Source organism: Paenilisteria rustica, from assembly GCF_013820765.1.
Classification (GTDB): domain Bacteria; phylum Bacillota; class Bacilli; order Lactobacillales; family Listeriaceae; genus Listeria_A; species Listeria_A rustica.
In genome coordinates, this window is record NZ_JABJVM010000005.1 from 169,703 (window position 1) to 189,175 (window position 19,473).

Here is a 19,473-nt window from a genome sequence, read left to right on the forward strand (position 1 = left end):
GAATGTCAAAATCAACAAAATTAGCATGCGGACTACTCGCTTGCGGACTAACTTTTTCACTTGCAGCACCAGTATTCGCGGAGGAAGAGGTACAAGTTCCAGCAGTAACCGCAGAAACACCTACACCAGCTCCAGAGGCTAAAGAGATTACAGAAACAGCCCCTGATGCTACAGAAGAAACACCAGAAGCGAAATTGCAAGTTGCAGCCGTGGCTGCGACTCAAAAAGCAGACGTATCTTTTATTAAAGATGCTACGACAACACCTGCCGATTTCGTAACGGTAGCAGACGCAAGCACGACACTTACTTACAAAGCGGGAACAGAGCCAAAAACATCGGTTGCGGGAACATTCTCAACAACCATCGTTGCAACATTAGCTGACACAACAACTCAAGAATTCGTTGTAAGCTACAAAGTAACAGAACCAGCGAAAGCTCCTGTAAAAGCGGCGGCTCTTGCTACTGCAAAAACAAATGTAACAACAGAAATCAATGTAGCAGTGAAAGATCCAAGCAAATTCGTTACAGCAACATCTGGCGTAACACTATCATTCGTGAAAGCACCAGTTGTGAATCGCTTAGGCGCACAAACAGTTACTGTTGCCGCTACAAATGGTACGACGACTGAAAACATCGTAGCTAACTACACGGTTGTTGATACAACGAAACCAGTAATTGATGTTTATGAAGATGATTTTTATGTATCTCAAGGGGAAGATTGGGCGGCTGAAGAACTAGTTGACGCAACAGATAACTCAGGTTTCGTGAAACTTTACTTTGCAAACGGTCAAGCATACTTGGATACATCTAAAGAAGGCACGCAAACAGTTGAAATCATTGCAGAAGACGCAAGTGGTAATACTTCTAGTGTTACATTGACGTATACAGTCGTTGGAGAAGATTTCTATTTCTTTGATGCACCAGTTGTTAATGTAGCAAAAACAACTGCAACTGACGTCTACGGTACTGCGGAACCATTAACGACAGTTCTAGTTATCTCAGAAGATGGCGAAGAATTGTTAGGTATGGCTGATGCTGATGAAAATGGTAATTTCCATATCAAATTGGATACACCACTTGTTAATGGTCAAACAGTATTCTTAGGAAGCATGGATATGGATACAGGTGAGTTTAGTGACTTAGCTGAGTTCACATTCCAAGGTGGGACATTGAAGGTTGATCCAGTCGATACAACGAAGAAACCTTCTATCACACAAGTAGCGAAGCAAACTCCTGCTAAAGCGGCTCCTGTTGCACCAACTAAAACAACAAACCTTAAAGAACTACCAAAAACAGGGGACAATAGTTCTGCTGGCTTGGTATTCGCAGGATTCCTTGTTTCTGGACTTGCTGTAGCACTTCTTAGAAAACGTGGCTAATATAAGCAAAACGCCTAGAAATCTGTAACTAGATTTCTAGGCGTTTTTTTGTATCATTTAGTTATTTTAATTTACCTACAAAGAAGAATGTTGCAATACAGTTAATCCCTTGGACGATGAAGAATGTACCGACCATAACAACGATACCGATTGCGGCTACGATTGGGTTGAACAGCGAGATAAATCCTAGAATAATTCCTAGAATACCAAGTGTTAAAATCCAACCCCAACCTTGTACGCCTTCATTTTTAGCAGCGAAGGCTCCGATTGTACGCATAATTCCTGCAAACAGAACCCACATACCGAAGACAAGAACGAGTGTAACTGTTCCTTCTAATTGATCGGCAAGTAGTAGGATTCCTAGTAGGACAGATAAGATTCCCTCGGCTAAAATCCAGCCGGAGACTTTTTGTCCGCCGCGGTTTGAGAAATACTGAATGATTTGGAATACCCCAAGAATTAGCATTAGGATTCCGATAAATAATGTGAATGATAGTAAAGAAATACCTGGGTGGAACACAAACCAGATTCCTAAACAGATCATTGCGATACCAGCCAACAAGACCAATATACGTGTGAATGTTTTCATGATATGTAACACTTCCTTTTTTATGATTAGAATTTTTAGGCTCTGTTGCTTATTTTACCCTATTTTACTTTATTAAAACACTAATTGTATTGAGTAATATTTTATAAATTTCGTTTTTAGTCACAATTAGGCTACTGACCGGGAATGCACACGCTTTTTTGTTGTTATTTACGACCTTTAAAGCATTAATTCCAAGAAATAGGCTGAAAAAGTTCATAATTTAAATTAGATGCCATTCTTTAGAAAAATCTGTCTACTTTTCTTGACAAAGGTGGCTAACTAATTGTATGATAGAACCAATTTAATACGCTTCTTATCAAGAAAGGTGGAGGGACTGGCCCTTTGAAACCTTAGCAACCGGATGTTTTTAATCACGGTGCTAATTCCAGCAATTTTTTGCGAAGATAAGCTGTTGACTACAAAAATCGTTGGTCGTTCAACCTTTTCTAGTGACGCTTATTGGGCGCTTGCTGGAGGAGGTTTTTTGTTTTGCTGAAACTTACTATAAAATAGAGAGAATGGGTGAATGGCATGGGGACGCTTAAGCAGATGGAACTTTTTAAGGAAATACCGTTGAAGTTGGAAAACGGGGAAACAATTGGACCGATTGTGGTTGGTTTTGAGACGTATGGTGAGCTTTCTTTAGCAAAGGATAATTGTATTTTGTTGGAACATGCATTGACTGGAACGGCTCACGCGGCAAAGCATTTTGAAGAGGATGTGGCTGGTTGGTGGGATGATTTTATTGGGGCAGGAAAAACGATTGATCCGGCTGATTATTTCATTGTTTGTACGAATGTTTTTGGTGGGTGTAGTGGGACGACTGGGCCTTCTTCGGTGGATGCGCAGACTGGCGAGGAATACCGATTGCATTTTCCTGGGTTTACGATTAGGGATATTATTAAGGTGCAAAAAGCGTTGCTGGATGCGCTCGGTGTGGTGCATGTGGTGTCGGTAATTGGCGGCTCAATGGGAGGTATGCAGGCAACGCAGTGGGCGATTGATTACCCAGAAATAACGGGAAGTGTGATTAATCTGGCGTCCCCTCTTGCGGCAAGTCCTGAGGCGATTGGTTATAATCTGATTATGCGGATGGCCATTTTGAATGATCCTGATTTTAATGGTGGGGATTATGTTGGGCAGCCTGAGGGGGGGCTCGCTACAGCGCGGATGGTTGGGATGATGACGTATCGCACGAGTGAACTGTTTTCGAAGCGGTTTGAGCGGTTTACGGTGGCTGATTCTTCTCCTGGTGCTTTTTCTAAGGAGCATTTCCAAGTCGAGTCGTATTTGCAATATCAAGGGGATTCGTTTGTGGAGCGGTTTGATGCAAATAGTTACCTGTATTTGACGAAAGCGATTGATCTGTTTGATGTGACGGTGAATGGTCGCGATGAAAAACCGCTTTTTACTGGGATTCAGATTCCGTATTTATTGGTTGGCGTGACGAGTGATCAGCTGTTCCGGATTCATGATTTGCGTCGGGATTATGAGCTTTTGAAGGAATGGGATGTTCCCGTAACCTATTATGAGGTCGATTCAGACTATGGACATGATGCCTTTTTAGTCGAAGTTGAAAAATTTCATCCACTGATTAGTACTTTTTTGACGCAACATTCGCGAATTGAATTGAAAAAATAAGTGCGCCGTGGCGCACTTATTTTTTCTGAACCGGTATCCAAACTTCGCACTCGTAATTAGCCGCTCGATTATCGCAAGGACCGTAAACTTCAATTTCAGGGCCTGCCGCATGCTCGTATCCGCTTGTTGGAAGCCATTCAGCATAGATTTTCTGCCATGTTTGTTGAATGGCATCTGGCATCGCACCTACGGATTGAAATACCGCCCATTGAAGCGCTGGTACTTCTAGTTTTTCCGTCCCAACTGGCGTTTCTCCGTCATAGTCCACAGCAATCCAGTAGTCCATTTCTTTTTTCGGTGCTTGTTCTTTAGAAACATTACAAATCCCCATATAACGCGAAACCGCCCCATTTTTCAGTTCTTCTAAACGCTCCATTGTACCGTCCGACCACACTTCTCCCCAAAATTTCGGAATCTCCACTAAATTCTGACCCGCGTCGAATGAAAAGACTTTTTTGACCCCTACAACTTGAAATTTTTCATGTTCTACTATTTTGTAATCCATGTTTCTCCCCCTTTCAAGATAGTTTTCTACGCTTACAGTATACCTTTTTTAGATATATATTTCTTCTCATAGCATAAAAATACGGATAAACAGTCTGGAGAAAACTCCGAAACTGGTTATCCGCATTTTTTTAATCTTTATAAATCGATTTCGTTTTATTGAGCCATGCATAGCCAAGTCCAATAACGAGGCCACCACCGACGTAGTTACCAAGAAACGCCAAGGAAAGGTTTGTTGTTACGCTGCTCCATGTCATTGCGTCTAAGTGACCGCCTGAGGCAAAGAATGCCAGTGAGAATGACGAGAAGTTAGCGATAACGTGCTCGAAGCCTAGGAATGCAAAGATGAAAATAATGAAGACCATCGCGAAAACTTTTCCTGCATCGTCTTTCATCCGCATTGTACAAATAACCGCCGTATTCACAACGATATTCGCAAAAATTGCTTCAATAAAAATCTGTAATGGTTCTTTTTCCAATTTTCCTGTCACGGCTGTGAACAAGAAGTGGTCGGCTGGTAAAGCATGGAAAGCCGATGTGAGTGACATCAAATAACCTGCAAGAATACCACCGATTAAATTACAAAATACACAAAGTAATAAGATACCTAAAGCTTTACCGGGTTTAATAATTTTTTGGTAGACGCCTGTTGTCATGTACATCATGTTACTTGTACCAAGCTCGGCATTCATATAAATAATCATTACAAGTGACCAGCTGAACATGAATGCATAAACGATTTTACCAAGTCCGTGCGCAAAGTGATCTACCTTGTCGCCAATCATAACCGCAACCGCCGTTCCCAATGTTAAAAATAAACAAGCTAGGAGGGCACGGAAAATATAGCGGATAACGCTATTGTGTACAAGATCAATCTTCTTTCGCGTGCTGTAATCAATTTTCTGCATTAATGTACTATTTTCTGAGTCCAAATTCTTCATCTCCAATTAATCAGTTTTCATAACTCCACAACTTTACTATTGTAGCATGAAATAAGCGCTTTGAAAATAATAAATTTTACATCATTGAAACTTTTTTTCATATTTTTTATATAATACTGAAACATTTTGTGAAAATAAGATTCTAGACTACCATTCCCATTGTATTTGGTGGTTAAACATGCATAACCTGATAATATGGTTCTAATCGCTAAACCTCTCAAATAGAAAATCAGACTATTTTTTCAGCTACTTTATTCCTATTTACCCAAAACAGCAAGATAGTCTATTAATGAGGACAAAATCATGTATGAAAAAGCAAAATAAAAATGATAAAATACAGTTTATAGTGGTTAAGTAAGCGCTAACTTTAATAGATGAGTAAAAATTGCGATTTAATTAAGCGCAACATTGTAGTTTTACTTACCTTTAAAATCAGAGTGTGAATAACTGATTGATTTTCTCAAGGCTTTGATTTTTTGAGAACACATATTGTTTATTCGTTACATCTTGTTTTAACATGTTCACTTGGTTTTGGCAATTTTGATTTTGCTTTCGAAAATATTTTGGACTTACGCCGTAAAAGCGTTTAAAGGCACTATTTAAATAGCGCAAATCGGAAAAACCGCAAACACCGCAAATGGTTAAGAGTGTATTTTCTGTATGAATTAATAAATATTTCGCCTTTTCACATCGGAGAAGATTGACATATTCTTGGAACGTTACACCAAAGTTTTCATGAAAAAAGTGAGATAAATAAGTAAATGAGAGCGCTTCTTTTTTTGCGATATCAGAAAGTAAGAGTTTTTCTTGATAATGTTTGGAAATGTAATCGCTTATTCTCTTGATTCTCTCAAGCTTTAATAACAACTGGTCCTTCTTTTCTTCCTTCATTTGTTTGTGCGGGACAAGTTTCATTAAATCAAACATAATAATGGAGGAAAAACCATGGCATAGCAGTGAAAAATGTTCTTCTTCTTTAAAATATGCTTGGCTCGCTGCTACTATATTTTCTAACAAACGTCGGCCAGTTTCAGAAGCTTCTAATGCAATCGGTATTGTGTCGAAATAAACTTCATTAATCTGAGGAAAAAAAGCTTCGAAAATTTTGGGGGAAAATTGAAAAATTAATAATAACGCAGAATTTTTTGAATGTAATTCGTGCAATTGACAGGAATTTAGGAGAATAAAGTCGCCTTTTTCCAGTGAAATTTTATTGTTATTTGTCACAATATTTAAAGAACCGCTAAGTAGATATACCACTTCCATGTCCATATGTAAATGCATGCTGCGATAATGCATCTCGATCAGAAAAACGTGAATGTCTTGTACTTTACTATGTTCAATCAGTTCGAATTCATTTGTCATGTTCCTTCCCTCCTCAATATTTCTACTATAAGGGAAATTGAAAGCGGAAGCAATATATAAATTTGTATCATCAAAGGAGGACACGAATAACGCAATCATTGTTTATACTACTAAAAATGGGGGATATTTTATGAGACTATCAAAGAATTTAATTTACTTTTTCGGCGCTTTAGGAGGATTATTATTTGGTTATGATACAGGCGTCATTGCTGGGGCACAGATCTTTATTCAGGATGAGCTTCAATTAAGTAATGGCGAGATTGGATTTGTCGTTAGTTGTATTTTGATTGGGGCGGTTGTCGGGGCAGTCTTAATTTCACCGTTATCTGATAGATATGGCCGTAAGAAAATGGTTATTTTGACGGCTTTTATTTTCTTTGTGGGGGCTTTGGGTAGTGCCTTGTCGCCGGATGTCACGGCCTTAATTATTTCGCGAATGTTCTTAGGAATAGCGGTTGGTGGGGCTAGTGCGCTTGTTCCGATGTATTTGGCCGAATTGGCGCCAGCGAATCAGCGTGGAAGCCTGTCTTCTTTGAATCAGTTGATGATTATGATTGGTATGTTGCTCGCTTACATTGCGAATTATGTTTGGCGTGATTCATCGATTGGCTGGGAATTGATGTTAGGTTTTGCTGCGGTTCCAGCACTTATTCTGTTTATTGGTGGAATTTTATTACCGGAATCGCCACGTTACTTGGTGAAAGTCGGCAAACGAGCAGAAGCGGAAGCGATCTTACTCAACATTCGAAGCAAGTCTGAGGCCGAAGCTGAAATTCTGGAAATTGAGGAGCAGAGCCATATCGAAAAAGGTCGTTTGAAAGATGTCTTTTCAAAATGGGTGCGTCCATCCGTGATTGCGGCTTTTGGTTTGGCTATTTTGCAGCAGTGGATGGGTTGTAATACGGTCTTTTATTATGCGCCGCGTATTTTAATGAGTGGTGGGACAGATGCTACTTCGGCGATTCAGACGCAAATTTTTCTAGGTATTTTTTATGTTATTGTAACTGCAGTAGCCGTGTCGTTGATGGATCGGTTTGACCGGAGAAAAGTTCTGATGGTTGGGGCTTTAGCGATGGGAGTTTCGTTCTTTGCTTTGTCTGCTGCGTTCCATTTAGAAGCGGACAAATCAGGATTCCATCTGTTCACCTTTATTTTCCTAGCTACTTATATTTCAAGTTTTTGTGCGACGTGGGGACCGGTGATGTGGGTTATGATCGGTGAAATTTTCCCATTGCAAATTCGTGGTTTAGCTGTTGGTATCGCGTCATTGGTGAACTGGGTAGCTAACTGGACCGTTTCTGTTAGTTTTCCGGTTTTAGAAGAAACGATAGGAAATGTGACGCTGTTTATTATTTTCGGACTGGTTTGCGTCGCTGCGGTATTCTTTGTTAGAAGCTTTGTATTCGAGACGCGAGGCTATACGCTCGAGGAGATTGAAGAAGCCTTAGTGAAAAATGAGACGAAAGCATTGAATAATAAAAATAAGACTTCTGTTGCAAAAACTATATAGAGAAGTCTCCTAGGCGAAAAAATACGTATCAAAAATCTAATGTCAGATTTTTGATACGTATTTTCTATTTTCGTCAACCTATTCCTATTTTAAGCGTTTACCGTGCTTTTTTCTGGCAAAATACGTGTTCCTGCGCGGCCTGCTAATGCTTCCACTGCAGCGTCTAATGAGCAAATGATGGCTTCTTTTCCAGATTCAGCAAAGGCAATCGCTGCCTCCATTTTCGGACCCATACTGCCGTCTGCGAAATGGCCTTCTGTCATGTACTCTTTCGCTTCTTTGACTGGAACGCCTTCAAGTTTTTGTTGATTTGGTTCGCCGAAATGTAAGTACACGTTTGTTACGTCGGTTAGAATCATGAAAACGTCGGCTTCGACTTGTTCAGATAGGCGTAACGCGGAACGGTCTTTGTCGATGACTGCTTCGACGCCTTTTAGGTCGCCTTCTTCGTTTTGTACGACGGGGATTCCGCCTCCGCCTGTGGAAATAACGACGGTATCCGTGGCTACGAGTTGCTTAATCGCTTCGACGCCATGGATTTTTTGTGGTTGTGGAGATGGAACAACGCGGCGGTATCCTCGGCCTGCGTCTTCTGCCATTTCCCAGCCTTTTTCAGCGGAAAGTTCGACAGCTTCTTCGCGTGTATAGAAAACACCGATTGGTTTCGTCGGACTTTGGAATGCTGGGTCGCTCGCGCTAACTTCGGTTTGTGTTAAAAGCGTGATGACATTAGTTGGTAGTTTTTTGCGTGCGAGTTCGTTTTTTAGTGATTGTTCCATCATGTAGCCGATGAAACCTTGTGATTCTGCGCTACACGCATCGATTGGAAGCGCTGGAACGTACTCTTTTGCCTCTTCATTTTGGCGTAAAATATTGCCGACTTGCGGGCCATTTCCGTGTGTGACAATGACTTTGTGCCCTGCTTCTGTGATTTCTGCGATTTTGGCGCAGCTGTCTTCTACGTTTTTTAATTGGTTTTCAAATGTTGCTTCTTGATTCGGTTGCAAGATTGCATTGCCGCCAAGCGCGATAACTACGCGTTTTCCCATTGAAAATTCCTCCTTTATTGCGAGTGCGACACCTGCTATCGTGTCTATTCCCGACGTATGTCCATTTTGATACACTCGTTCGATGATGTCCTTCGTTTCTGCGCCTGTCTGGAACGCTTCGTAAAGGGCGAGTAATGTGTCGCTAAATTGGTCTTGTAATGCGTATTTTAAGTAGGTTTGGCTGATATCTGTGGTCAATAACTCGGTCTGGATTAACTTGGAAAGAACTTCTTTAAACGTTGTGCTTTCCTGTCCTACGAGCAAAATGCCGAGCAGGATATCGTCTCCGGATGGCGTCAAGCCGTTGCCACGACCAATGAAATAACGCAAAGTTTGTTCGATAAATGTCGAATCCGCGCTATTTATTGCTTTCGCGAGATTACTAGCTTTGGGTTGTGTTAGCCATTCTTGGATGGAAACATCGAGCCCCGTCTGCCTCTCGCTTTGGACTATATGGGTCAAAAAGCTTGGATTCGGATGGATTTCGGTTTTTTCACGTTTGCTGGTGTATTGGGTGGCACCAGTGAGCGTGAGTTGGAATTGTTGATGAAAAAGGATGCCGCCTTCGTATTGAATGGTTTGATTGACTTGGATGGCAGCGGTAAGCTTATTCGTATCACTCTTTGTTAGCTGAATCGCAAATGGTAATTGGCCGTTTTTAGCGGTACCAATGAAAATACGTTCGTCTTTGTTTTCCAAGTTGAAACCGTTTGTGAAAACACTGTGAACGCGCCATGTTTCACGCTCAACTAGCAAATTCGCGACATTTTGAGCCATACGCTGTGCTTCGATAATCAGCATCCTTTTTCACCTCCTATTTATACGGTTAAGCCTAATTTTTCTGCGTAGGCTGTGATTGCTTTTTCAAAACAGGCAACTGGTGGATTTACGGTTCCAGCGCCGATTTGGCCGATTCCTGCTTTTTTATGGGCGATTCCGGTGTTTATGACTGGTGTAATGCCGGTTTCGACCACTTTACGCGCGTCAATGCCGAGACAAATTCCTTGGAAATCCCATGTTGGAACGGTGAAATTCGGATTTTGGTCAATCACGATTTCAAGCATTTCGTTACTTGTTTTCAGCGCGTCGCCAAATCCGCCTGTACCGACAAAACGTGTCACGGCTGGTGCTGCGATCATTGCCATACCGCCAACGCCAAATGTTTCTGTAATCGCGCTGTCCCCGATATCTGGGTTTGCATCTTCGCCGGAATAGCCCGTGAAATAAAGGCCTTGTGGTGTGTTGACGGGAGCTGTAAACCACTCGTCTCCCATGCCGCTGATGCGAATTCCGAAGTTTTCTCCGTTACGACACATCGCCGTTACAATTGTACCTTCTTCAATCATCCGCGCGCCGTCCATCACTGCTTTTGCAGAGGCCATCATGATATTTAGGAAGAATTGGTCTGTATCTGCGAGGAACTTGATAACTTCTTGACGTTCTTTTTCGTCGATATCAAGACTCACGATAATCGGGCTCACTTCTTTCAAAAATACGAGGGAAGCCGCGATATTACGTTGGTGGAACTCGTCTCCCATCGCGATTGCTTTTGCGACGATAACGTTTAAATTCATGCCTTCATCGAGCGTTTGAAGCGCTTTGCTGAGCACTGGACCAAGTACGTCACGCATCCAACGCAAACGATTCACAACTTCTTCGGAATAAGCACCGAAACGTAGTACCGCGCCAATTCCTTCGTTCATCGTACAGTAAGCGCGATTGCCGTCTGTGCGGTTTTCCACGACAACAACTGGCATGTTCGCTGAAGTAATACCGCCCATTGGCCCAACTGCGTCCACATGATGGCAAGGAATAAACGTGACATCTCCGCGGTCAAGCATCGCCCGCGCGTCGTCTTCATTGTCCGCCCATTCTTCAAATAATGCCGCGCCAACACACGAACCTTGCATCGGGCTCGTCATATTTTCCCATTTGATTGGAGGGCCCGCGTGAAGTAAAACACGCCCTTCATTTAACTCGGCGATCACAGATTTAGCAGGAACCACGTCCAGTAAAAATGGTGCCGAAGCGACGATTTTGTCCGCCACTGCGCGGTTTGCCTCATCGATTGTCTGGTAGTTTGTCATTATTTTTTCCTCCTTCAAAAATTTATTTCACGTCCGCCGTTTCAGCACGGTAACTATTTAAGAATTGTAGTACTTTTTGCAGCTCAGGATTTCCACCAGCAACTGGGCGCCAGTCAAATTGAACGACGCGTCCTCCCGTTTCGGTAATCGCCTCAGCAAAACTTTTTAGTCCGACGTTGATGACACGTGGTTGTTTTGCCAGTAAATCTAACATCGCATCGGATGCTTCTAAAATTGGCGCTTCGACTCCTGTTGCGACTTCTTGAATCGCTTTATCAGCCTCTTCCACCTTATGACCAACGATGGCAAGTCCCGTTCTAACCGCCTCGTTATTGCTGTCTTTCACGATGACACCAGCAGCTTCCAACGTTTGGCGCTGTTCATTGTAGTCTTGCGGATCTTGAAGCGTTCCACAAACCGTTCCAATAACAGCCAATTCGCGTCCGGCCGTTTTTGCTTTTGCAATCACGTCTTTAATCGCTGGCGCGAGTTGCCCCGCCATGTCTTCATGTGAGCCATAACCAAGCACCACATCTAGCAAAATAACCGCTGTTTCCGGATCATTCGCCGCATCTTCAATGAACGCAATCCGTTTTTCAGGGTCGATCATAGGATGCGGTTTTCCTTGCGTATAAATGTCATCTCCAAGATCGATAACCTCGTGGCCTTCTGTTTTCAAAATATAGCCGTCTTGCTTAATAAGACCTTCTTTTAATTGTAAGGCATCCGCAATCAGCATCGCCGCCTCAGACGCTAAAGTTCCGCCAGAATAGTAGCCTTTGATATGTTTTTGCTCCGGAGTTAAGCTGATTTCAGGTTTCACGATTTGCGTTTCCACAGCTGTCACCGCTTCTCCTTTTGCAAGTGCGACCGCAATACGCGCCGTTTCTTCGAGCGTGTAAGCATGATATAAATTCGCCTCGTGATACGTCGGTTTTTCACCTAAAAAGATCGTCACGGCTGGTTTCGTAATCGTACGTAATAATGCCAAAACTTTATCGCGAATCGCTTTTGCAGGTGGCTTCGAAATAACGACAATCACGTCTGTGTCTGCCTGCTTTTCAAGTGCCGCGATCGCGTCCAACATCGTGATTCCACCAACTGTTTCAGATAAGTCACGACCACCCGTTCCAATCGCATTCGTCACGCCGCCGCCAAGACGGTCAATAATCGTTGAAACTTCTTGAATTCCCGTTCCAGATGCACCGACAATGCCGATGTTTCCAGGTTTCACAACGTTTGTAAACGCCATCGGAACGCCATTCACAATTCCCGTTCCACAATCCGGCCCCATCACAAGAAGTCCCTTGTCATGCGCTTTTTGCTTCAAACGCAGCTCTTCTTCAATCGGCATATTATCGCTAAAAATAAAGGCGTGCAAACCTTCATCCAATGCCCGATCCGCTTCCGCCGCAGCATATGTACCTGGAATCGAGATCAAAGCCATGTTCGCATCCGAATCCAACTTCATCGCCTTATCCCATGTCCGCGCCGTTTCCGTCGTATTGCTGCTTTCCTTCGTTGCTTGACTTGCTAAGAACGCATCCACTTCCGCCAGAATTTCATCAATTTTAGAAGCATCTTCTGTGTCCACAACAATCGCCATATCGTTCGCCGACGCCGCTTCCAGTTCTTCTGTACGCAAGCCCGATGTTCCGAAAATATCTTTATTCGCAGGCGTTCCCATCATGATCGATACCCGGTTTACCCCATCAATCGTCGAAACCTTATTCGTAAGTAGCATCAAAACAACCGAATCTTGATACGCATTTTCCTTAATAATCGTGTGTAACATCGTGCTCACCTCTCCTTATTCCGCAAATTTATTTTTTCCATCATAATTATCAAAATGAATCGCATCTGAAATCAAATACTCATAAATATCATCCACGATTTCGATGCCCTGTTCCGCGTATGCCTTCTCACGCAACTGTCCACGTTCACCAGGATAATACACCCGATCCACGCCCGGCGCAGGAGCAACCGCCGTTACCTCATCCAAAACTTCTGACATGTTCGCCTTAAACGCCTCGATATCCGTAAAGAACGCTGGATTAATCACGATATGCAGCTGTCCCAAATCGCGCCCCTTCGAAAGATCCGCGTACATCGAGCTCACATGCTTCCCAAATGGCAGTCCTAGCAAAATTCCCGACAACACGTCCACCATCATCATCAAGCCATACCCTTTTGGCCCAGCGATTGGCAATAATGCGTTGACCTTCGCAGGATCCGTCGTCGGCGCTCCGTCCGCATCCACCGCCCAAGTCGGCGGAATCGATTCCCCGCGCGACCTCGCATGAAGCACCTTGCCCCAAGCCTGAACCGTCGTCGCCATGTCAAACGTCAACATTCTCCCGTCATCGGTCGGCGCTGCAAACGCAATCGGGTTCGTCCCGAAATAATCTTCCGCACCACCAAACGGCACCACCATCGGATCCGACTGGCAAACAGAAAGCGCTACAAAATCACAACTCGCCGCTTGTTCCACAAAATAAGCCAAGGCACCGCTGTGCGACATATTTTTCACGCCCACAACCGCGACACCATTTTTGCCAGCAATCCGGATCGCCTCATCCATCGCCCGTTTCGCCGCCACGTGTCCAGAACCATTATCCCCGTGGAAAATCCCACTCGTTGGTCCCGTCTGCTCAAACCGGAAATCCGGTCGATTCGTAATGCCACCTTTGGCAATCCGCTCCGAATAATACTCAACACGAACCGCACCATGCGAATGAATCCCACGCGCATCCGCAAACGCCAATACATCAGCAACAATATCGGCATGTTCTTCCGTCAAACCAGCCCGCTCTATTTTTGTTTGAATCAGCTGGTGCAAATCTTCCTTTGAAACTCGCATTCTGTCTACCTCCTTCTAGTCTTGCTCCGCGAATAACCCCGCGTGATCGTACTGATCATAATGAACCGTATCGCTAATCAAATAATCATACACATCTTTCACAATCGGAATTCCTGCCTCCGCATAATCCGTCTCAACAATTTCTGCTAACTCGCCTGGATACAACACTTGACTGAATCCTGGTGCCGCTTTCGTCGCATGCAATTCATCGACCATTTGTGCAATATTTTGCTTAAACTCCTTCAAAGACGTGAAGAAAGCCGGGTTAATCACGATATGCAATTGCCCCAAGTTACGCCCTTTCGTCAAGTCCGTGTACATCGAAGACACCCGTTTTCCGAATGGCAATCCTAGCAAAATTCCCGATAAAATATCGACCATCATCATCAGGCCATATCCTTTTGGTCCTGCAACTGGGAGCAACGCATTCACTTGATGCGGATTCGTCGTTGGTTCACCATTCGCATCTACAGCCCATGTTGGTGGAATATCTGCACCTTTAGAACGCGCATCTAAAATTTTCCCCCATGCTTGAACTGTTGTCGCCATATCAAAAATAATTGGCTCCCCGTCCATACGCGGCGCTGCAAACGCGATTGGATTTGTTCCAAAATAAGGCTCAGCCCCACCAAACGGTACCACCATCGGGTCCGACTGACAAACAGAAATCGCTACCATATCCTTATCCGCTGCCTGTTTCACAAAGTAAGCGAGCGCGCCACTGTGTCCCATTTCGTGCACGCCGACAATCCCGACACCCGTTTCCTGCGCCAAACCAATCGCTTCATCCATCGCCTTGCGTGCCGCCACGTGTCCAACACCATTATCCGCCTCAAAAACTCCTGAACTCGGTCCCGTTTTATTAAACCGGAAATTCGGTGCAAGCGTCGTGCCACCTTTAGCAATTCGTTCCGCATAATAGTCCACGCGAACCGCACCATGTGAGTGAATCCCACGCGCGTCAGCAAATGCAAGCGATTCCGCCACACCATCCGCATGCTCCTCTGAAAGTCCGGCTGCTTCTAATTTTTTTTGAATTAAATCATGTAAATCATGTTTCCTTACTCGAATCATTTGTGGCTCTTTCACACCAATTCCCTACTTTCTTATAATTGTGGATCGCGATTACAGTCTTTCGAATACAAATAACTGAATGCTTCGCCGCGTCCTACCGCATACGTCGCTTGTGGCACATACGCACCCATGAATAAATAATCACCTTTTTTCACTGGCACCCATTCGTTGTCCAAATTATATACACCTTCGCCAGACAACATATACGCGCCATGCTCTTGATAATGCGTTTCAATATAACCGTGACAAGCACCAGGTTCAAAGCTCAAAATGTGGAAATTCATATCAAAACCAAGATCTGCTGGCAATAGGTTTTGCAAAATCACATCTTCCATGCCTTCATACGCGATTTTCTCAAGGTCCGCCACATTATTCACAATGACATGCGCCTCGTAACCAGCCACCGCCTCATATTTCTTCTTATAAAGGAAGGCCTCACTAGTTGCGCCACCATTATCATTTTCAAACTTCAAAATCACGCCTGCTGGGCAATAAACGTAGCCACCAGCCTCAAGCGTATGTTTCGCGTCATCTGCCCAAACCGTGATTTTCCCCTCCAAACAATAGAAGAAAGTCTCCACGCCAGGTGCGCCGAAACCAGCCTTATTTTGGCCGCCATCTAGCAACGTGATAATATAATCAACGAAAGAAGCACCCAATTTAGGCGTTGCTAAAATCGACAATTCGCAGTTCTCAAAGCCCGGAATCGAATTATTCACCAAACCATTCGGCGGAATAATCGCGTAGTTGCCACGCTTTATCACCGATCTCGAAGCGAGAATATCACTCACATAACCCGTATTCTTATTTCTGTAACCCATCTCAAAAACCTCTCTTTTCCAAATTATAATTGGAATCAGCGCTCGAAAACACTGATTCCCTATTCAAATCATGCTATTTTCTTGCTCTTAATATTCGCAATCAAGAATACAATTGCTCCAATAACGAGAATAATCGCCGAAATATAGAAGCCCATTACTTTTGATCCTGTCGAGTCGGAGATAACACCTGTCAAAAATGGTGCGATAACGGATGAACTCATTCCGAAGAAGTTGAACACGCCAAATGATGTTCCGTAGCCTTTTTTCGGTGCGCTATCTGCCACGTAAGAGATTAGAATTGGCTCTACTGCAAGCTTTCCTAACAAGCCGTATAAGATTAAGCCGACTAGCAAGATGCCTGATGTCGGTGCCAAAACTGTTAGCATTAACATTAATGCCGCAGCGACGGTCAAACTAACGATGAAGCGAACTTTTTTCGTGCTGAATTTATCTGACATTCTACTGAAAAATAATGCCCCTGGAATCGCGGAAAAAGCGACAAGTGCAGCGGAAAATCCGATTGCTACGCCCTCAAATCCACGTTCTTGTTGTAGAAATGATGGCAACCACGTCACGACCATATAGTAACCGTAACATGTTGCAAAATAAAGAATATATGACGCAATCATCCGACCTGTAAACAAGTTTTTGATTGGCGCTTTCTCTTTTGGTGCCGCCTTCTCTTTCGCCATTGTGGCACGATCTACTTTTGGCGAACTTCTAATGACACTCGCAAAAACAAAGATCATCACAACAATCAAACCAGCGATAATGAAAAGCATGATTTGCCAGTTCATACCGACTGATTTTACAAGTAAACTCGAAGCAATCAAGCCAATACCCATACCGAGCGCAGAACCACTATTGATGATAGCCGTTGATAGACCACGTTTTTCTGGCGGAATATTCTCAGATGACAGCGAGTAAGCTGCACCGTAGTAGGATCCACAACCAAGTCCGGCAAGTAAACTACCAAGATAAATCATTTCTAAACTTTGCGCGGTACCAATCACAAGTGCTGCGATGGCGAATAGCGAGAAACCAGGAATCAGAACAACTTTCTTCCCAAATTTATCGACTAAAATCCCCGCTGGAATCTGCATCCCTGTGTAAGCAAAGAAGTAAAAACTAGCAATCAAGCCCATTTGCGCATCGGAATGCTGTCCAATCGTTTGCTGAATTTCTGGAAAAATTGGTGTTAAGACACTGCGGTAAATCCAGATAACTACCCAACCTAAACATAAAATAATAATAATTTGCTGCCAATACTGGAGCCCCTTTTTCATTGTTGCCGTTTCGTTTTCCATTTTTGATTCACTCCCTGTTTATTTATATGCTAATTCGTATAATGCCTCAGTCAATGCTTTAACGCCTTCAACCAGGTCTTCCGTTTTTGTATCCTCTGCCGGATTGTGGCTAATACCGCCGATACTTGGCACGAAGAACATCGCTGTTGGTACGCGTGGTGCAAAAATTTGAGAATCATGACCTGCGCCACTATGCATCACGCGGTAATTGAGTCCTTCTTTTTTACAAACGCCTTCTAATACGGACACGATATGTGGATCCATCGGCACTGGCGCTTCGTCCATCCACAAATCAATCGAGATATCGATGCCCATTTCTGCACAAATTGTTTTCATATCTTGCTCAATTTCTGCCGTGAAACTGTGTAATTCTGCCTCATCTGTATGACGACAATCCATCGTGAATAGCGTCTCACCAGGAACCACATTCACCGTATTTGGCTTCGGCTCTACTTTTCCGAAAGTAAGCACGAGTGGATCGCCAATTTTTTTCGCTTTATCAATGGATTGCGTCACGATTTTACTAAACGCATAAACCGTGTCTTTCCGATAGCTCATTGGCGTTGTTCCTGCGTGATTTGATTCGCCATTTAGCACAATCGTATAACGTCTTTGACCAGCGATACTATTCACCACGGCAACCGCCTTGCCCTCATTTTCCAGCACTTTACCTTGCTCGATATGAATCTCAACAAACGCCTTAATATCATCACGCAGCGGCTTCGTTTCATCGCGGAAATCAAAACCAGCGCCATGCATTGCATCCACGAATTTCACACCTTCAAAATCGGCAACGTCCGCCATCTCATCCTTATTAGCAAGTCCAAAGAAGTTCTTGCTTCCCCAGAAAACGTATGGAAAGCGGCTGCCTTCTTCTTCCGCCATCGAAATAACTTCCAAATTCCGCAGCGGTTGGCCATGTTTCTCCTTCAAATATTTAATTGCCAGATACGCAGCTAAGACACCGAACTGACCGTCCAATTTCCCGCCGTTGACTACCGTATCAATATGAGAACCCGACATAATCGTCTCATCCTTGTATGTAGACCCTTCCACGCGACCAAAAAGATTGCCGATATCATCAAAATACGTCGTAAAACCCGCATCGTCCATTTTTTTCTTCACGCCCTGCTGCGCCTCCACCCAATAATCCGAGTAAAGCAACCGCGTCGTTCCCCCAGTTGGATCTGCGCCAATCCCCGAAAGCCAAGCCACATTGTCCGCTACATCTTGAAAAATTTTGTCCATCGTTAAAAGTCCACCCTTCATCTGATTTATCCTTCTTGTTCTCTACTCTTTAAAGTGTAAGCGTTTCAAGTTCTGAATGCATCGTTTAAAAGCGATAAAAACCTTGTCCGCCTTTTGTTCATTATGACTAATTGAGGGGGCTAAATTGTTGATAGTGATTATATAGATTCCACGTACCCAATCATAAATCATTGAGCTCACGGGAAATCTAGTGTATGCTGTCTTTGAAGAATAACAAAGGAGATGACCCAATTGCAAACAATTATTTTTGCCGAAAAAAATGGCTTGGCGCTAAAAGGTGATTTCTATCCAAGTCCGCGTCCTGATGCAGCTAAAACGATTATTTATTTTCATGGTGGTGGCCTCATTTGGGGACTTCGCAATGATCTTCCAGAAACGTACCGCAACCTTTTTCTCGAAGCCGGGTATCATTTTTTCGCGGTTGATTATCGGTTGGCACCAGAAACAAAGCTTCCCGCGATTTACGAAGATGTGCAAGATGCTATTTTCTGGTTTGAAGCCAATGCTCGCGCGGAGTTTGGTGTTGCGAACGCGTTCATCCTATTTGGGCGTTCCGCTGGCGCTTACCTTGCCCTACAAGCCGCAGCCGACGCGACGCTTCCAAATGCCGATGCTGTGTTGTCCTTCTACGGCTACGCCTCACTCGGCGGTTCCTGGTATCAAAATCCGAATCCGCATTATGCAAAACTGCCAACGATTCCAGCCGATTTAAAAACCGCTTTAACGGGCAAAATGGAACTCGCAGAAGGATTCATCGAAAAGCGCTACGCCTTGTACATATATTGCCGCCAAACCGGGCAGTGGCTCGATGAAGTTTTCGGTCCACATCAAGACGCCGATATCGACGCATTTTCCCTTGAAGACATGCGCGATTTCAGCTTTTTACCACCAGTATTCATCGCGCACAGTACGACTGACAAAGATGTGCCATACACCGAAGCTGAAAAAATCGCAAAGACTACTTTCCAAAATGAGCTTTTCACCATACAGAATTTGGAGCATGATTTTGATGCCAACATCGACGACGGCTTGCCGGCCTACAAACAAGCGTTACGTTTTTTAGAAGAATATAAATAA

General features: G+C 43.7%; 16 protein-coding genes, 1 pseudogene and 1 riboswitch. Of the genes and pseudogenes, 4 read left to right on the forward strand and 13 right to left on the reverse strand.

Going from position 1 to position 19,473, the window contains the following annotated elements:
* Window positions 1-2 precede the first annotated feature (2 nt).
* Window positions 3-1,379 (forward strand): Ig-like domain-containing protein, encoded by a 1,377-nt coding sequence (locus HPK16_RS07025; RefSeq protein WP_181676336.1) that lies wholly within the window; start codon window positions 3-5, stop codon window positions 1,377-1,379.
* A 61-nt stretch (window positions 1,380-1,440) separates the two neighbouring features.
* On the opposite strand, the gene HPK16_RS07030 is transcribed toward HPK16_RS07025, so the two are convergent.
* On the reverse strand, window positions 1,441-1,968 hold the full coding sequence (locus HPK16_RS07030) for an HdeD family acid-resistance protein (protein ID WP_181676294.1): 528 nt from the start codon (window positions 1,966-1,968) through the stop codon (window positions 1,441-1,443).
* A 310-nt stretch (window positions 1,969-2,278) separates the two neighbouring features.
* Window positions 2,279-2,379, forward strand: a riboswitch (SAM riboswitch).
* A 120-nt stretch (window positions 2,380-2,499) separates the two neighbouring features.
* Here HPK16_RS07030 and metX point away from each other — a divergent pair.
* Complete coding sequence (gene metX, locus HPK16_RS07035; RefSeq protein ID WP_181676295.1) at window positions 2,500-3,609, forward strand: homoserine O-acetyltransferase MetX; 1,110 nt, start codon at window positions 2,500-2,502, stop codon at window positions 3,607-3,609.
* Window positions 3,610-3,625: 16 nt separating this feature from the next.
* Here metX and HPK16_RS07040 read toward each other — a convergent pair whose 3' ends face one another.
* The 3 genes from HPK16_RS07040 to HPK16_RS07050 form a co-directional block, all read right to left on the reverse strand.
* Window positions 3,626-4,114 (reverse strand): GyrI-like domain-containing protein, encoded by a 489-nt coding sequence (locus HPK16_RS07040; RefSeq protein WP_181676296.1) that lies wholly within the window; start codon window positions 4,112-4,114, stop codon window positions 3,626-3,628.
* Window positions 4,115-4,244: 130 nt separating this feature from the next.
* A complete protein-coding gene (locus HPK16_RS07045) occupies window positions 4,245-5,045 on the reverse strand; it encodes a formate/nitrite transporter family protein (protein ID WP_181676297.1) in 801 nt (266 codons plus the stop codon).
* A 441-nt stretch (window positions 5,046-5,486) separates the two neighbouring features.
* Window positions 5,487-6,419, reverse strand: a complete 933-nt coding sequence (locus tag HPK16_RS07050; RefSeq protein ID WP_181676298.1) for a helix-turn-helix transcriptional regulator — start codon at window positions 6,417-6,419, stop codon at window positions 5,487-5,489.
* Between the two features lie 37 nt (window positions 6,420-6,456).
* Between HPK16_RS07050 and HPK16_RS07055 the strand changes: the two genes are divergently transcribed.
* Window positions 6,457-7,929, forward strand: coding sequence for a sugar porter family MFS transporter (locus HPK16_RS07055; RefSeq protein ID WP_220132271.1), 1,473 nt, complete (start codon window positions 6,457-6,459; stop codon window positions 7,927-7,929).
* An 89-nt stretch (window positions 7,930-8,018) separates the two neighbouring features.
* Here the strand turns inward: HPK16_RS07055 and arcC are convergent, their stop codons facing one another.
* From arcC to allC, 9 genes and pseudogenes are all read right to left on the reverse strand, one after another.
* Entirely contained in the window at window positions 8,019-8,978 is a 960-nt protein-coding gene (gene arcC, locus HPK16_RS16770) for a carbamate kinase (protein WP_246369320.1), read from the reverse strand.
* Window positions 8,979-9,008: 30 nt separating this feature from the next.
* Window positions 9,009-9,779 (reverse strand): annotated as a pseudogene (locus tag HPK16_RS16775) (oxamate carbamoyltransferase subunit AllH family protein); the annotation flags it as partial.
* Window positions 9,780-9,796: 17 nt separating this feature from the next.
* The gene (locus HPK16_RS07065) at window positions 9,797-11,065 is read right to left on the reverse strand and encodes a YlbE family protein (RefSeq protein WP_181676300.1); all 1,269 of its coding nucleotides are present in this window, start codon (window positions 11,063-11,065) and stop codon (window positions 9,797-9,799) included.
* 22 nt (window positions 11,066-11,087) lie between these two features.
* Window positions 11,088-12,860, reverse strand: a complete 1,773-nt coding sequence (gene fdrA / locus HPK16_RS07070; protein ID WP_181676301.1) for an acyl-CoA synthetase FdrA — start codon at window positions 12,858-12,860, stop codon at window positions 11,088-11,090.
* A gap of 15 nt (window positions 12,861-12,875) precedes the next feature.
* Entirely contained in the window at window positions 12,876-13,925 is a 1,050-nt protein-coding gene (gene allD, locus HPK16_RS07075; protein ID WP_181676302.1) for an ureidoglycolate dehydrogenase, read from the reverse strand.
* Window positions 13,926-13,940: 15 nt separating this feature from the next.
* Entirely contained in the window at window positions 13,941-14,996 is a 1,056-nt protein-coding gene (gene allD / locus HPK16_RS07080; RefSeq protein WP_181676338.1) for an ureidoglycolate dehydrogenase, read from the reverse strand.
* A gap of 35 nt (window positions 14,997-15,031) precedes the next feature.
* Entirely contained in the window at window positions 15,032-15,820 is a 789-nt protein-coding gene (gene allE, locus HPK16_RS07085) for a (S)-ureidoglycine aminohydrolase (RefSeq protein ID WP_181676303.1), read from the reverse strand.
* Between the two features lie 68 nt (window positions 15,821-15,888).
* A complete protein-coding gene (locus HPK16_RS07090) occupies window positions 15,889-17,127 on the reverse strand; it encodes an MFS transporter (RefSeq protein ID WP_181676304.1) in 1,239 nt (412 codons plus the stop codon).
* Between the two features lie 18 nt (window positions 17,128-17,145).
* Window positions 17,146-18,375 carry an allantoate deiminase gene (gene allC, locus HPK16_RS07095; protein ID WP_181676339.1) on the reverse strand — a complete coding sequence of 410 codons (1,230 nt, stop codon included), beginning with the start codon at window positions 18,373-18,375 and terminating at the stop codon, window positions 17,146-17,148.
* 252 nt (window positions 18,376-18,627) lie between these two features.
* Here allC and HPK16_RS07100 point away from each other — a divergent pair, with 252 nt between their 5' ends.
* A complete protein-coding gene (locus tag HPK16_RS07100) occupies window positions 18,628-19,473 on the forward strand; it encodes an alpha/beta hydrolase (RefSeq protein WP_181676305.1) in 846 nt (281 codons plus the stop codon).

What these genes read in the sequence shown, in the direction of transcription:
- allD (WP_181676302.1), bottom strand. Translation starts at nt 13,925, where the DNA reads ATGCGAGTTTCAAAGGAAGATTTGCACCAGCTGATTCAAACAAAAATA.
- HPK16_RS07040 (WP_181676296.1), bottom strand. Translation starts at nt 4,114, where the DNA reads ATGGATTACAAAATAGTAGAACATGAAAAATTTCAAGTTGTAGGGGTC.
- allC (WP_181676339.1), bottom strand. Translation starts at nt 18,375, where the DNA reads ATGGACAAAATTTTTCAAGATGTAGCGGACAATGTGGCTTGGCTTTCG.
- HPK16_RS07090 (WP_181676304.1), bottom strand. Translation starts at nt 17,127, where the DNA reads ATGGAAAACGAAACGGCAACAATGAAAAAGGGGCTCCAGTATTGGCAG.
- fdrA (WP_181676301.1), bottom strand. Translation starts at nt 12,860, where the DNA reads ATGTTACACACGATTATTAAGGAAAATGCGTATCAAGATTCGGTTGTT.
- allE (WP_181676303.1), bottom strand. Translation starts at nt 15,820, where the DNA reads ATGGGTTACAGAAATAAGAATACGGGTTATGTGAGTGATATTCTCGCT.
- HPK16_RS07025 (WP_181676336.1), top strand. Translation starts at nt 3, where the DNA reads ATGTCAAAATCAACAAAATTAGCATGCGGACTACTCGCTTGCGGACTA.
- arcC (WP_246369320.1), bottom strand. Translation starts at nt 8,978, where the DNA reads ATGGGAAAACGCGTAGTTATCGCGCTTGGCGGCAATGCAATCTTGCAA.
- HPK16_RS07030 (WP_181676294.1), bottom strand. Translation starts at nt 1,968, where the DNA reads ATGAAAACATTCACACGTATATTGGTCTTGTTGGCTGGTATCGCAATG.
- HPK16_RS07065 (WP_181676300.1), bottom strand. Translation starts at nt 11,065, where the DNA reads ATGACAAACTACCAGACAATCGATGAGGCAAACCGCGCAGTGGCGGAC.
- HPK16_RS07050 (WP_181676298.1), bottom strand. Translation starts at nt 6,419, where the DNA reads ATGACAAATGAATTCGAACTGATTGAACATAGTAAAGTACAAGACATT.
- metX (WP_181676295.1), top strand. Translation starts at nt 2,500, where the DNA reads ATGGGGACGCTTAAGCAGATGGAACTTTTTAAGGAAATACCGTTGAAG.